12 protein-coding genes are annotated in these 14626 nt (G+C 32.2%); 5 read left to right on the top strand and 7 right to left on the bottom strand.

All coding sequences use genetic code 11. The annotated features are described in order from the left end of the window. Positions 1–273 precede the first annotated feature (273 nt). Together ACHZEU_RS18150 and ACHZEU_RS18155 are read left to right on the top strand one after the other, a co-directional pair. On the top strand, positions 274–1911 hold the full coding sequence (locus ACHZEU_RS18150; RefSeq protein ID WP_279496031.1) for a DUF2075 domain-containing protein: 1638 nt from the start codon (positions 274–276) through the stop codon (positions 1909–1911). Continuing rightward, positions 1904–2251, top strand: a complete 348-nt coding sequence (locus ACHZEU_RS18155; RefSeq protein WP_279496029.1) for a nucleotide pyrophosphohydrolase — start codon at positions 1904–1906, stop codon at positions 2249–2251. The genes ACHZEU_RS18150 and ACHZEU_RS18155 overlap by 8 nt, the downstream gene beginning before the upstream one ends. A gap of 81 nt (positions 2252–2332) precedes the next feature. Here ACHZEU_RS18155 and ACHZEU_RS18160 read toward each other — a convergent pair whose 3' ends face one another. Next, a complete protein-coding gene (locus ACHZEU_RS18160; RefSeq protein ID WP_404803604.1) occupies positions 2333–2680 on the bottom strand; it encodes a helix-turn-helix domain-containing protein in 348 nt (115 codons plus the stop codon). Between the two features lie 122 nt (positions 2681–2802). Here ACHZEU_RS18160 and ACHZEU_RS18165 point away from each other — a divergent pair, with 122 nt between their 5' ends. From ACHZEU_RS18165 to ACHZEU_RS18175, 3 genes are all read left to right on the top strand, one after another. Next, on the top strand, positions 2803–3120 hold the full coding sequence (locus ACHZEU_RS18165; RefSeq protein ID WP_103118774.1) for a hypothetical protein: 318 nt from the start codon (positions 2803–2805) through the stop codon (positions 3118–3120). Next, complete coding sequence (locus ACHZEU_RS18170; RefSeq protein ID WP_103118773.1) at positions 3104–3403, top strand: hypothetical protein; 300 nt, start codon at positions 3104–3106, stop codon at positions 3401–3403. The genes ACHZEU_RS18165 and ACHZEU_RS18170 overlap by 17 nt, the downstream gene beginning before the upstream one ends. A gap of 108 nt (positions 3404–3511) precedes the next feature. Continuing rightward, the gene (locus tag ACHZEU_RS18175) at positions 3512–4492 is read left to right on the top strand and encodes a hypothetical protein (protein ID WP_279496022.1); all 981 of its coding nucleotides are present in this window, start codon (positions 3512–3514) and stop codon (positions 4490–4492) included. A gap of 159 nt (positions 4493–4651) precedes the next feature. On the opposite strand, the gene ACHZEU_RS18180 is transcribed toward ACHZEU_RS18175, so the two are convergent. The 6 genes from ACHZEU_RS18180 to ACHZEU_RS18205 form a co-directional block, all read right to left on the bottom strand. Then, complete coding sequence (locus ACHZEU_RS18180; RefSeq protein WP_279496020.1) at positions 4652–5071, bottom strand: hypothetical protein; 420 nt, start codon at positions 5069–5071, stop codon at positions 4652–4654. 63 nt (positions 5072–5134) lie between these two features. Next, positions 5135–6133, bottom strand: a complete 999-nt coding sequence (locus tag ACHZEU_RS18185; protein ID WP_279496018.1) for a tyrosine-type recombinase/integrase — start codon at positions 6131–6133, stop codon at positions 5135–5137. A 1181-nt stretch (positions 6134–7314) separates the two neighbouring features. Then, positions 7315–8757, bottom strand: a complete 1443-nt coding sequence (locus ACHZEU_RS18190; RefSeq protein WP_279496016.1) for a 3'-5' exonuclease — start codon at positions 8755–8757, stop codon at positions 7315–7317. A gap of 12 nt (positions 8758–8769) precedes the next feature. After that, positions 8770–8973, bottom strand: coding sequence for a hypothetical protein (locus ACHZEU_RS18195; protein WP_279496014.1), 204 nt, complete (start codon positions 8971–8973; stop codon positions 8770–8772). Further along, positions 8966–11617 carry a hypothetical protein gene (locus ACHZEU_RS18200; RefSeq protein ID WP_279496012.1) on the bottom strand — a complete coding sequence of 884 codons (2652 nt, stop codon included), beginning with the start codon at positions 11615–11617 and terminating at the stop codon, positions 8966–8968. Before ACHZEU_RS18200 ends, ACHZEU_RS18195 begins: the two co-directional genes overlap by 8 nt. 2 nt (positions 11618–11619) lie before the next feature. After that, positions 11620–14625 carry an exodeoxyribonuclease V subunit beta gene (locus tag ACHZEU_RS18205; protein WP_279496010.1) on the bottom strand — a complete coding sequence of 1002 codons (3006 nt, stop codon included), beginning with the start codon at positions 14623–14625 and terminating at the stop codon, positions 11620–11622. Position 14626 lies beyond the last annotated feature (1 nt).

Genomic DNA, 14626 nt, shown 5'->3' on the forward strand with positions numbered 1-14626 from the left:
CGATTTGCAGTTATTAAACATTTCAACACCATTATAGAGGGTTCTAGTAACTGAAGGTAGCTGAAGGATTTAAAGTAGGAGATAGAGAATAGGGTGTTTATGTACCTGTAAGGTATGCTAAGTTAACCCCTAGTAGTAATTGGTGCGGAAATATTAGCTTCCATTTGATCAGAAGTCTATTACAAGTAAAAAGGGATAATTATGATAAAATAGTAACATAAATTATGACTAGTTAAATTATATATACGTAGTATTGTGATAAGGAGAAAAGAAATGACAGCTATCGAAATACTATCATGGCCTTTTATACAAGAAAGCATTAATCAAATCAACAACAAAGAGCAGTATTTAAATTATCCAGTTATTTATGTTTTGAATGGCAATAAAGAAGCTTATATTGGTGAAACGGTTTATTTTAAAAATCGTATGAAAGCTCATTTAAAAGCACGTAAAAATATTCAACAAGTAAATTTGATTAAGCACGAACACTTTAATCGATCAGCAACCTTTCATCTAGAGACAAAACTGATTAACTATTTCCTTGGTGATGAAAAATATACGCTTCAAAATAAAAGTAAGACGGCTAACGATTTTACTCATAACTACTACAATAAATCTTATTACGATCAACAACTATTTAAAGAACTTTGGCAAAAACTATATGAACAAAAGCTTGTTGACAATGAGTTACATGTAATTGAAAACAAAGATATTTTTAAATTATCTCCTTTCAAAGATTTATCTTTAGAACAACTTGAATTAAAAGATAAAGTACTCGAGTTTTGCGAGAAACGGGTTACTCAAAACACAAGCGAATATGGAAGTCTATTAATCATTGAAGGTGAAGCGGGCGTTGGAAAAAGCGTTGTGTTAAGTTCTATTTTCAATACGATTCAAGAAAGAGTAGAAGAAGCATCTTCAAATTTATATCGTACAGAAAATTATCTAGCTGTGAACCATGAGGAAATGTTTAAAACATATAAAAACATAGCAAAACAAGTGAAACATTTAAAAGGGAAAAACTTTGCAAAACCTACATCTCTGATTAATATGTTGCAAAAAGAGGGAAAAAAGGCTGATATCATTTTCGTAGATGAAGCACATTTATTGCTAACAAAGCCAGATACTTATAATGGATTCCACGGCAATAATCATTTAGAGGAGTTTTTGAAGCTAGCAAAGGTAGTTGTCATTATTTATGATCAAGATCAAGTATTAAAACTGAAGAGTCTATGGGGAGCAGCAACACTAGAAGGGCTTAAGAAATTAAGTACTTTTCACGAAGAATACCAGTTAACAAATCAATTTCGCATGCAAGCAAATGATGACGTAATCAATTGGATAAACGAATTCAAGCGAAAAAAATTATTGCCGCTTCCTAAAGATAAAAACTATGAATTTAAAGTATTTGAATCTTTGAAGGACATGCATGATGAAATTAAATCCCAAAATACTCAGCACGGTTTAAGTCGTGTTGTATCAACGTTTGATTACATACATAAAAAAGATGGTGGGACCTACTACGTGAAAGAATCCAATGGTGAATACCAACTGCCGTGGAATACAACAAGTACGAAATATACATGGGCAGAAAAAGCAGAAACCGTTCACGAAGCTGGATCAATTTATACAATACAGGGCTTTGATTTAAATTATGTTGGTGTCGTGCTTGGGCCATCTGTTCAATATGACGCTGTTAAAGATGAAATCAGCATTGATACGAGTAAGTATATGGATAAAGGTGCATATACAGGTATGGACGGAATTGAAAATGTAAATGAAGCAAAGGAAAAAATCGTCCTAAATTCAATCAATATCTTGATGAAGCGTGGAATTAGGGGTCTGTACATTTATTCAAGTGATGAAGCGTTGCGCAATAAACTTTTAGAATATCAAAAAGCAGGTGAATAGTATAAGTGAGTTAGAACAACTACGTAAAAGTATTTTGCAATTCCGAGACCAACGTAACTGGCAGCAATTCCATAATCCTAAGGATCTAGCACTCTCCTTATCATTAGAAGCAAGTGAATTATTAGAGCTATTTCAATGGAAAACAAGTGAGGAAGCAGTTGAAAAGAATTTAGATAAGATGAAGGAGGAGCTAGCGGATGTTTTGATTTATGCGATATTATTTGCGAATGAAACGGATTTGGACTTAGTAAAAATAATAAATAATAAACTTCAAAAAAATAATGAAAAATACCCAATTGAAAAGTTTGCTGGAAAAAATACTAAATACAATGAGATATAAATTTATAAAACATTTAAAAGGCAATCTAAAAACCTTAGTTTTCGTTTGAATGCGAGAAACTAAGGTTTTTCTTATGGTTAATTATCTGATATAGGGTAGTAACAGTACATATAATCCCTTTTTTTGTTCCTCTGATAAATTTTTAATGATATTAAATAATTCGTCATCTATATTTTCACTTTGTAGTAGAGATTTATCTTGTGGAATTTTAATAGTTGTATCAACTTTGTTTTCCAGTAATAAAAAGAATGAGCTAAGCGTTAGTCCAAATTGTTCGCAAATTTCACTTAACAGTGCATAATTAGCTTCCTGAATACCGCTTTCTATTCGTGAAATAGATGCTTGAGAAATATCTAATTTTTGAGCAAGATCACTCATACTTAAATTATTTTCTTTGCGTAACGAACGTATTAACTGTCCTATTTGCAAGTTATTCATAAATATTATTTCAACTCCACTTTTATCGTTTAATTAATCGTACAGTTATTGTATTTTACAATCAATAGAAAATAAATTATACTTAAAACGTAAATATACATAATGAGTAAGGAATGGGGTTGAACGCTATCGGAAACTTTGAATCGGCACTTATTTTATTTATAGATGAAAGGATTGATGTGCTTTATCATAACAAGGTTTTTAGGAATCATCAAAATAAAATGGTTAAAGATGTTAAACAGAAATTATCCAAAGCTCTTTCAGGCATAAGTGAAAAAGAAGTTAAAGAGATTTCTGAGTCGATACAAATATCAATTCTTAATTATCAGCACTTATTATTTCAAGATATATACAAGCAAGGCTTTTTAGATGGGATTGTACTCAGAGAAAAAATACCAGGGGGATCGATAAACGATGAAAGCACTTTTTAAAGGTCAACTCACGATGGATGTATACAAAATTGTAGAGAGTTTAGAGGATGAAGAAGCTACACGAAATTTAGCACATGAAGATATTACATCTGAATTGTTAAAAGAACTAAGGACATTAGTGGAAGCAAGAGGCTATCGTGTTCCTTACGTGGGGATAAAGTTAGAATATGAGGGTGTACCTACTCCACAATATGTATCAATAGTAAATAAAGCAATTAAAGAAGCTAAGAATAGTGAAATATATATTCGTGGAAAAGGGACTATAACAAATATAACTTTTTAAATGGCATTTAAGGTGCAGTTTTTTTGGTAAGTAAAATCTTCTAAAAAACTGCTTTTTTGTAACTTATAAATTCAATTTGGAAATCCTTGTATACAAGAGGTGACGTAATTGAATAATGACAACATAGAAATTGAGAAATTTAAATCATTATTTTTAGAAGATAAAATCTATAATGTGCTAACAAAGTATGGTTATAAGGAAGAGGTGCTTTTTCCTGAGTTTATTAAAACTTTAAATGCTAAAAGGCTTTATACTTCTTTAGAAGTCTCTACAATGCTTAATATGAACGTTAGTAGTTTCCGCTATTATGTTAAAAACCTTTGTAAATTTGAGTATCTTGAGAATGTAAGAGAGGGGAGAAATTATAAGTTTAATTATATAAGTATTTATAAATTGTATTTAGTGCAGCAGTTTTTAAAGAGGCAAGGTAAAAATTTGAATAATGTTAAGCTATTGTTATATGAAAACGTTGATAGTTATCAAAAAGAAATTAAATTAATAAAGAATGCGATAAAAAGACTGGATCAAAATATTGGCTTCCTTTTTAAGTTTGAGAAAGGGAATATGCAAACCAATGAAGAAGTCCAAGTATTAAATAAAAAAATCAGGATAATTGAAAAAGTAATATTGTCTTGGAATGAAAATCAGGAAGAAATTTTTAGAATAGAGCAGTCCTTATATATATTGCATAAGAAAGCTTTTGGGATAAATGACGAGATAAATGTATGTTTGAGAAAGTTACTTTATCTTGAAAGTGATTTTAATATTTTGTTGTTGAAAAATGAATATTGTTCGAAAGTTCATGAGCTTAAAGATTTTATAAAGCAAACAAAGAAAGGTTATTTTAAAAGGTTATTAAATAACAGTCCATTGGATGTAAGAGATAGTGAATGTACATCAAATTTAAGTAAACAGATCCATGGTTTTAAAAATAAAATTATTGTTGAACAAGAACGTAAAAGTAATTTAGAAAAAGAACTCTTTCTACTATATAAAGAAATTGAGAGAGAAACTACTAAGAAAATGGAGTTTACTGAAAGAAATAGAGAGATTATAAATACCTTTATATCGAATTTAAATTCTACTTAGATTAAATATGGGATCAGAATTAGTAGAGAGTGACATTTTGATGGGGTTTAAAGATGGTACCTTATTAATGACTAAATAATACAAAACATAAAGAGATGGAATAAGCTCCTTTCTTTGTGTTTTGTATTATTCTGTTTTGATTATATGGAAAATGAGTTTTTAGTTTTGACTATAGTATTTCATTAAAAAATCTGTTTCTAGTTGCATTTCTTTATTTAAAGTTCTTTCTACCTCCATTAACCAACCTTTATAGCGGCGCGAAAAATCAACCTTGCGAAAAGTAAAGGGATATAAGTCTTCTAACATTTCATTTTTAATAATATCTAACACAAACTCAATCTCTAAATCCCCAGGTAAATCTAAGACAAATACTTTATAATGTGTTCCTCTTTCAGCATTGAAGCCTTCTCTAATAGAGTCTTTACGTAACCCTCTCCCTTCAATTTTACGTCTCCATGCTCCAATTGCTTCTTTTAATCGATATGTTTCAATTTTTAATAAGCGTTCCAATGAATTAATTTTTTTTTCTAATTCTACAATTTGTTCATTTTCTTCGTGTTGATTTCGTATTTTAACCACATCCTTTGATATTTTAAAACATTATATCTGCAAAAAATGATATTACTAGAGTAATTACAAATTTTATTCAGCTAAATAAATTCGTGTAACATCCTCACGGTTGTGACCAATTAATTTAGAGACTGCTAATCGTGCATCTCCTTCTGTATAACCTTTTTCAATAAATAATTCATATTGTTCTTTTGCATAGGCATGTCTAAAACTATGCATTGTAATTTCAACACCCTTTGGCCGAGTGTTGAGTGGGTCTAATACTTTTTGGCGATTATTCCTAATAAAATCTTGCACACGTTGAATTACTTGATGCGCTTTCTGATCTCGCAAAACAAAAAGTCTCTCTCCACGATTGACCTGTTGCATTGCATCTTGTAAAACACTAAATGATTGAGTTTGTAAGGGGATTTGTCTTATTAGGCCACCTTTTCCTTTAACAGTTAGAAAGCCTTCACGTAATGCTTTTTCAGCATCCACACGGCTTAGTCTAACCGCTTCATGTACACGTAAGCCCTGTTCACGACACAGCATAATAATAAGTGCAAGGGAAGAAGAATTAGATTGTTGTGCCAATCTTACTAAGGCTTGATATTCCAGTTCGGTAGGACGACGATCAACTCCACCAAAGCGCCTTCTCTCTAAATGGAATTCATTATAATTTTCGCTTAAAATTTGATTGCTACTTAGCTGATAACGAGGGTTAGGGATTTGATCATGAAAATATCTGATAGCAGCTAAATCATTTTTTATTGTAGAAGCGGATTTGCCCTCGCTTTGTCGTTCAATTACATAATCTACGAGATGCTTATTTTGAATGTTAGCAAGCGTTTTTAAATTATAGTTGTCAGCTACGAAACGGCAAAATAAGTCCATATGATTGTAGTATTGAGGTAGTGTTTTATTCACACTAACACCTTTTGCATGTCTAGCAATTTTATTTAATTGCAACATCAAGTTTAAATAGGCACCTTTATTGCTCACATCTTCATTAGTAGATATGGCCATACGAATCTCTCTTTCTGTTTTAATCCATCCTCGATTTCCGATAACAAACATTCCTTCCTTCATAGTTGTATAAAAAAGGGCAGACCCCACCCATATTTGCAATTAGCTTATCTTTATGAAATTTATATAATGGGATATAGAAAAAGCCTGCAATAGCAAGCGTTCCTTTCTCATAATACATACTGTCTATATGGTCCTATACAATTTCATAACGATATTAAAGTGTTAAGTAATAAATTTGCACAACTTTAAGCAATAATGCTTAACGCTAATGTAGCGGGTGCAGCTCACTTATGCTTACTCTAAAGTAAGCTTCACTTTAAAAAATGAGAAGTGAGGTCAATGTCCGCAGACAAAAAATCCAATGACTAAATGTAATAAGTAACCTACTTTAAAAAGTAGTCGCTAATGCACTTGGCGATATTTCTGTCACTCCTGCCCATTGAGTGTTAGCTCCTTATATTTTTAGGTGTACTATCACCATTTAATATTTATCTCCAAGCTAAATTTGAGATAAGTTTTTGAAACAACTGGTATCGAGCAACAGCTATGTGATCCAGACCAAATCAGAGGTTGGCAACAGCACGATCTGATATTGGATTTCTTCATCTATATAAACCGCTGTGATTGTTCTGTTTGAGCAAAAAATCAGCGTTCTTTTTTGCTCTATACTATATTGAATAATGGGTTTAAACTCCGATTAGAAGAATTAACGGATTATTTGATAAAAAGAAGTAGGCTCTAAAATGAGCATCAGGAAATTTTTGAGGGACATCTATAAAAATAGAATTTTGTTAAATGAAAAAGGTAAAATAGTAATTAGTTTTTCAGTCAAAGAGACCTTATTAATTTTTAATAGACATAAATAAAAATATAAAAAAGATGTTTATATATATATGATAGCAGTTGGCTAACTAGATTCGAACTGATTGTTAAAAAAACTGTGGAATTATTTAGATAATTATATTCCATAGTAATGAATTCGCTAATGCGTTTATACGTTGGAAAAAATAGTGATTTTAACCATATACAATTTTTTCATTATCGAAAATCACCACACTAATTGGAGGGAGAGTGATTGTGTGAAAGAAAAAGTAGAAGACTAGACTGTGAAATAGTCACATCCAGTCTTCTACTTTTATATACAGTTTAAAACTTAAATATGAAAGTTTATATATTAATTTCGGTAGTAGTACCTTTAATATATTATTATGCTCCTTTATTAATGGAGGGAGAGATTAATTTTATAAGTAAATCTTATCCATTAATTTGGAATCAAATTCTGTAATCAATTTCGTATTTTCATTGTAAGTAAATAAGCCAAGAGAGGCGCGGGCGCGAGTCATAGCTACGTATAGGAGTCGACGTTCAACGTTCCAGTCAAATTCCTCACCTAATTTTTCTGCCTGTGTAGGGTCTACTAAATCTACAACATAAACATAATCGAATTCTAAGCCCTTTGCAGTATGGAAAGATGTGATATGAATGCCGGGTTTTAAATGGGATCCATTTTCACCGTTTTTAATAATGTCGTGGTTCAAACAGTTGTCGTTAAATTTTTGACGTAACCCCTTTTTATAAACAGTTTGCAAACGAATACCCCAATAAGTTTCCCAGTTACGGATTAAAACACCGATAGATCCTTCAGGGTCCTCTGAACGAGTTTGTTTTAGGGCATTTATTAATGCTTCGTCATGTCCTTCCTTAGATTTTAAGATGAAAAGCTTTGGTATGTCGCCTTCGATATCAGGAATTGAAAGTGCTGTATATTCCTCATCTTTTCGAATCTCATCATGAGCTTGCAAGCTTTCTGCTAAAAGTACGATTTGCTTTGTAGAACGGAAGGAAGTACCTAAAATCTTTGTACGTCCACCTAAAACGTTTAGTCCAACTTCGTTCCAAGTGAATGAAGTCGAATAAATTTTTTGTCCTAGATCAGCCCCAACTGTACATGTCTTTTGAGCAGCATTAATTAAAACTGTTAATGCTGTCTTTGGTAAATCCTGTGCTTCATCAATGAATATATGATCCATTTTTTGAGAAGTTGGCAAGTCATCTAAATTATTATAAACATATAACGCATCGTCATCGTAGTCATGTTTACCCTTCTTTTCTACCTCATAAGTTGTGTAAATATCAAATAAAACTTCACGATCAGCTTTTGAAACATTGACTTTGCCACCACGACCTCGACGAGATGCAACTAAATATTTTTCCTTTGTTGTATTTGCAGAACCTTTAATCCAGCTAATCTCTTCTAGTATGAAATCTATAAAGCGTTCATCTTTAATAAATCGATGATTTGGGTAAATAACTTCTAACTGCTCAAAAGTATTTTCTAAAATGACTTTACTAGGATTTTTCCTGTTCTTTCTTAAGTAGCTTACTTTTTTCATACTACGGCAAACAGCAGAAATCCACTTATTAAAATTAATGACTGTAATATTATTGAATCCAGCTTCGTTTAGTTGTTCGCCAATTGCCTTTGATAAAGGCTCTCCATAGCAAATGAATACTATTTTATCATTCGGATATTTTCTTGCTACTTTAACTGCCTTACCCATCAAAACTAGTGTTTTACCACTACCAGCAATACCACGTAATAACATTTGATCGCCTTTATAGTTTACTGCTTCTGTTTGTCGTTTTGTAAATTCTATTTTTTCTAAAATAAATGGTTGCTTCATTGATTTTCCACCTTAATATATATCATTTTCATCATCATCTGCATATGCTAAAAAACCATCATTAACATAATAATTATTACGTATTGCTTTTGCATTTGAAACTTGCGCTTGAATTACTTTCTCTAACAGAACAGAATCAAATTTAGAACTTTTTGCTTGCTCCTGTAATGTAGACCAGCCAGTTGCTAGAAAGATCCAAAATTGTTCATTAGTCATCAGTGTCCTCCTTTAAATCAATGCCATGAGTAACAGAAGGACAAAGGTCGTTATGTGGACAGAAACGGCAATGATAGCCAGGAGTAGCATCTAAGGACACTTGTTGTTCAGTCATTAATTTTTCCTCGATTGAATGGCGTTGCATTACTGCCTGTTCAAAGAGAGCCTCTCGCCGTCCATTTTTTAGGCCGGGAAATTGGAAGTTTTTACGTATTTCAGATACATAAACATTTTCATCGACCTGATTTTGTTGTAATGTCCGTTTGTAAGCATAGTTTAATGCATTCTCAGCTTCTAGTCTTTTCTTTACTGTAATCCACTGAGGAAAGAAAGGATCGAGATTTCTATAAAGTTGTTTAGAGTCATAATTTGCAGCCTTAGCACTAATTTTAACCAACTCAGTAAATAAAAAAATTTGCGTATATTCGCTACGGAACACTGGATACTCTTGCATTAAATAGCTGTAGTAAAAACGTTTTGGGCATTGCACGTACTCGGCAAAGAAATCGTTGTAAAGTAAGGTTTTATAACCGCTTTCAAGCTCGTCTTGCGAATATACCATTTCTGTTAACAGTCGATTTTGTACATACATCTTTTCCTGAATTGGTGGGGTATAATTAATAGTGGGTAGTTCTAACTGACGTATATATAAAGCACTCTTTCTTTCATCTTGACTGATAAAATGGCGTATCCAAGATAAGTGTAGTCGGTCCTTAGAAATAAATCGCAACATGATATAAAATAAATATCTTGAAATATATTTCTTCGCGTCAGTTCTCATATAATCATAGGCAATACGTGGTACACGATCACCTAAAGCTATCCAAGTGTCCCTTTGTAGTGGCCAATGTATAGTTTCTGCTACCAATGGAAGAGAAAGTTCGTCTAAGCCACTTACATAAACTTTGTAATCATAATCCAGATTCTTTTGTTTGAATGCTTCACCGTCAATTTCCATAAAAGGTCGAATTAGTTTTTCTTTTTTTGAATCGAATTTGCCACTTAAATATAGTGAAACAGCTTCGTGTAAATCGTTATAAAGAAGGTCCGTATCTGATCGGATATAAGATAGACGAGTACGTAAATCTTCGACAAGTTTTTGTTCTACCTTATTAAAGTCTTGTTGTACATGGCCTATACGTCTATTCATTAAGTGTTCTAACTTCTTAAAATGAAGGTTAATTTTTGTTCCTGATTGCCCACTTTCAAATAACTCATTACAAATATCTTTGATCTCAACTAAAAACTTAATGATATGATTTAAACGGTCCATTTCCATCGAGAAGTGACTGTTTTTTGTAAAAGGACTACGTGTACTTTTTTGCATACGAGAAGCATCTGCAGGTAGGGGGAACCGTTTATGGATAAATAAAATTTGATTCCTTAAATTTTCACACAACGTAATTAATTGATCAATAGTATTGGCTTGTTCTACATAAGCCTCAATATCTTTTAAATCATGCGTGTAGTTACGAGCGTTTTGTCTAGTTTCTCTGTTATAGAGCCAACCAGAAGCGAATAGCTCATGTAATTGATCATATGTCAGGCGATATTGTCCATCCTGATAAATTTCATGGATGATAGAGAAGAAACGTCCAACTGGATATGATAAAAAGTTCCGATTTTTTTGATCAAATTCAGGATAATGATTTAATAGAAGCTCGTTCATTTCGTTTGCATTTGGTGTGAAAATATTAAACTCCTTGAGTATAGAATTTTTTTCGGTTGGATAATTTGGATATATAACATCCTGTATAAACTCAAAAAAGTTTGAATAACTTAATACTTCTTGTGTCCCCTTTTTAAAAGTTCCGTTCCCATCTTCATAAACTCTTAAAAATAGGTCTGAGATATGGTCAGTCATGGCAGCTGAATCATTTTTATAAGGAATTGCCTCCCATCCGTATTTTGGTTGTATAAATGAACGCATGAAGCTAAATGTACGTTCATATTTCGGTTCATAGTATAAAAACATAATAACTGTAAAAGATTCCTTGAGTTGCTCTAGGAAAAACTGCTGCTCAGGTGTAATGAAGTAAAAGCCATGTAAAAAAATTACCGGTTCTGCAGGTAAAGGAACATGTTTATCTTTAGCTTTTAGAGACTCTAGTGCTTTATTTAAATCTTCAATAGTTAACTTTTTATTTATTAATTGATGACGGTAGGACGCATAGCTGTAGCTTCCAGCTGAGCCATTATCAACGGCAGTCCAAATTTTTAAAAACATCAATTCTTTTTCAGATACGCTTTGACCACGTAAATTCATATCGGTATAGGTATCTTTTAAATCTTTTGGTTTCACCCCTGATTCAGCTAGCTTACGCATGAGCATTACAAGTCCCTTTGTATTTGTGCGGAATGCATCAAAAAGTTTATTTGAAGGAAAAAGTTGTTTATTTTCCTGCAACCATTTTGAAAGCTCTAAATATTGCTCAAGCTGAAACTCACTCGAATTCCACATAGGGTATAACTCTTTCATCAAGGCGTTAATGGAGCACAGATTAGTATAGTTTTGATAAGCCATACTAATACCTGTACGCATATTGGATGAAGCGCAAATATGAATACCATTTTCTAACTGATTTCTTAGAGGGTGATTATCCCAATCATGCGGATTCATATATGTGCGAGTAAATGTAGGCATCTTCATACACCTCCTAAAATGCCAGCTTCTTTTAATAATTCAGACCAACTATTATTTATGTTTTTAGATGGAAGCGTAATAATTACCTTTTGCTTAGCTCGTGTTAAGGCTACATAAAGGAGGCGAGTTTCTTCTTTTCTTGCTTCATTATTTTCTTCAACATTTAATAAGTCGAAATAATTATTAGAGAAGTTTTCGATACGCCAACCAAAGCGTCTGTTTTTTCCTTCTTTTAGGGCAATCCCATCTTCAATAAAAAACTTTGGTTTGATTGCATTGTAAGGATTATTTGTAATAGGTAAAAATACAGTATGATATTCTAACCCTTTTGAACGGTGAACTGTTGAAATAACAACCTGAGCTGTATGAGATTGAATAGTGGGTTCATTTTCAGTGCGATTTGTCTTCATTTGAATATCTAACCAATTACTAATCATTGGAATTGTAGTAGCATTTGTTGCAAAATGTTGTTCTATAATTGTTAATAAATGTTGCATGTTTACTTTATAGCGTTGTACTAGTAAGGCTAATTGTTTTTCTTGTTCCTGTTTTTGTACCGTGAGTTGCTGTTTATAATAATCTTCAATACGGCTGTAGAAGTTTTGTTCATTCATTATCATTTGAATTATAGTTAGTGGCGAATAATCTCGTACTAACACTGCATATTTTGAAAAAGTAGTACCTACATGTTCATTTAAAAACTGCTTTAAACGATTTTTATTCCCTTGGGTTGCAATAAAGTTTTTATCGTTCAGTTTATAGCCAAAGTATGGTGTTTGTAAGGCTTCGAATACATACATGGGTTGATCAGGATACTGTAATGCAACTAATAATGTACGGAAATGTTTTACAGCGTCACATAAGTAAAATTGTCCGTCTAAATTTTGTATTGTGGATATGGAAAGAGCATCACACAAAATTTTCATTTTTCGTGCTTGATTATTTGTACGTACTAAAATGGCAAGCTTTTCTTCACCTTTTAGCTGTAGTACATGTTCTTGTAAAAGTGATCTATTAACTGTATCCATTTCGTGATAACTATACTCCTTTATATGCCACTCTTTTGTATACGATGGAATATTACTAGTTAGGCAATCTTCTTCAGAGTAGGTTAAATCTTGATTATATGATTGACCCCAATTAGAAAAAAGTTCATGCATCCGTTTAAGCAGGGTTTCTGCTGTACGATAATTATGATGTAATGTGTACGGTAGGAAAGGTTTTTTTGAACGTTCTGTTAATTCCTTAAACGCTCGATAATCTGCGCCCCTAAAACGGTATATTGCTTGTTTTATATCTCCAACAACGAAAATTTTATAGTTTAATATTTCTTGTAGTTTTGCAATGAACTCAATCTGCACATCATCACTATCTTGGAACTCGTCAATAAATAAGTATTTGCCAGGAGCTAGCTGCCTTAAAGCTTTATCGTTTCCAGTAAAGTTTTTTAGTTTACGAATTAAATCGCTCATTGTAATCGCTTGTTGAGCTTGTTTTTCTTTTTCCAGTGCAAGCTCACATTTACTAAACACTTCAAGAATCAAGTTGTGTAATAATGGATGATTTGCTTTTCCAAAATCCAGCTCATCAATTTCATTCATGGATAACCCCTTTTTCTCCATACCTTCCCATATATCAAGCAAAATCGTAACAAAATCATAGTAGCGAATCTTTGTATCTAAAAATTCAGAAATGGTGTTAGATAAAAAATAATCATCTAAAATTTCAAAGATAATTTTCTGCTTTTCATACTTAAAAGAACGTAACGATAGCTCTGTACCGTAGCCAAGTTCATGAGCCAATGCTTGTAGTATGCGTTTGGCAAAGGAGTGAATTGTACTAATTTCCATACTTGAAATATCCTCTGCGAAATTTAAAAACAAAGACTTATTTGTTAATTTAAAAAGAGTTAATAAGCGATTTTCTAAACGTTGCTTCATTTCGTTTGTTGAGTCATTTGTAAAGGTAATCATGGTAATATCATCTAGAGGTACTTGCTCCTTTAATAGAAGAAATAAAACCCGATCAACCATTACATGTGTTTTTCCAGTTCCTGCACCAGCGGATACCATTAAGTTACCGTCTCGAGGAGCATGAATAATGGCATATTGTCCTGAATTAAAATTTGGGAAGGCCGCTTCAAGCGATTTCAAGCGATCGTTTGAAATATCACCATCTAAGATAAATTCGTTCTTTTCAGAAAAGATGCTAGTTGGCTGTTCGTAAATTAAAAGTTGAAAGTTTTCTATAAATGGATAAAAGGCTTTTTTAAATTCAGAATTAAATGGTTGCTGAGTTAAGACATATAGCTTTAGACCTTGTGAAAGCTTTGTTTGAAGCATATCTGCATAGTCATTAGGCAATGTATTTAGTAAGTGCAATTCTGAAAAAAAGGCCTGTGTTGATGTTCCGCTAATTTTCCGTTCTGGTGAAATCATAAAGTAATCTAGAATATCCTTCCATTTTATGTCATCTAAAGGCTTAAGCTTTAGACGGTTTGCGAAGGTTTGGATTGTTTCATACAATATGTTCGCATTTAGGAGGTCGTCTTTTAAAAGAGGGCGCTTAATATACTCCTTCTGTAAATCATTACGTGCATCCCATTCCTCATAACTAATGTTAGGTAGTACAACAAAAGCATGTGTATTGAAAAGGTTGTGTAACATGCAACGCTGATTTAATATATTTCGTATATGGAACATTTGATTTTCTGCCTGTTTTTGTGGACTAACTGTAAAAAGACCTTGACTTCCTTCGCATCTCCATTCTGTCCCCAATATACCTTTTATTTGATCGATTTTATAGGATTTCACTTCAAAAATAAACATACCTAATTGCTGATGAAAAAACATAATATCAGATTCATATCTATACGCTTCATTAAGAGTATTTATTGGTAGTTGTTGAAAAGCAAAGGCATTATCTTTTTTAAATGCATCGTTTAATAATGATAATAAAAGTACTTCTTCTTCGTAACCAGCCCCGTTTGGTTTAACTGAGTAAAACAAC

Source organism: Lysinibacillus sp. S1, assembly GCF_044986265.1.
Taxonomy (GTDB): Bacteria; Bacillota; Bacilli; order Bacillales_A; family Planococcaceae; genus Lysinibacillus; species Lysinibacillus capsici.

Excerpts from the sequence above, each read along its gene's own strand:
- ACHZEU_RS18150 (WP_279496031.1), top strand. The coding sequence starts at position 274 with ATGACAGCTATCGAAATACTATCATGGCCTTTTATACAAGAAAGCATT.
- ACHZEU_RS18165 (WP_103118774.1), top strand. The coding sequence starts at position 2,803 with ATGGGGTTGAACGCTATCGGAAACTTTGAATCGGCACTTATTTTATTT.
- ACHZEU_RS18170 (WP_103118773.1), top strand. The coding sequence starts at position 3,104 with ATGAAAGCACTTTTTAAAGGTCAACTCACGATGGATGTATACAAAATT.
- ACHZEU_RS18185 (WP_279496018.1), bottom strand. The coding sequence starts at position 6,133 with ATGAAGGAAGGAATGTTTGTTATCGGAAATCGAGGATGGATTAAAACA.
- ACHZEU_RS18190 (WP_279496016.1), bottom strand. The coding sequence starts at position 8,757 with ATGAAGCAACCATTTATTTTAGAAAAAATAGAATTTACAAAACGACAA.
- ACHZEU_RS18195 (WP_279496014.1), bottom strand. The coding sequence starts at position 8,973 with ATGACTAATGAACAATTTTGGATCTTTCTAGCAACTGGCTGGTCTACA.
- ACHZEU_RS18200 (WP_279496012.1), bottom strand. The coding sequence starts at position 11,617 with ATGCCTACATTTACTCGCACATATATGAATCCGCATGATTGGGATAAT.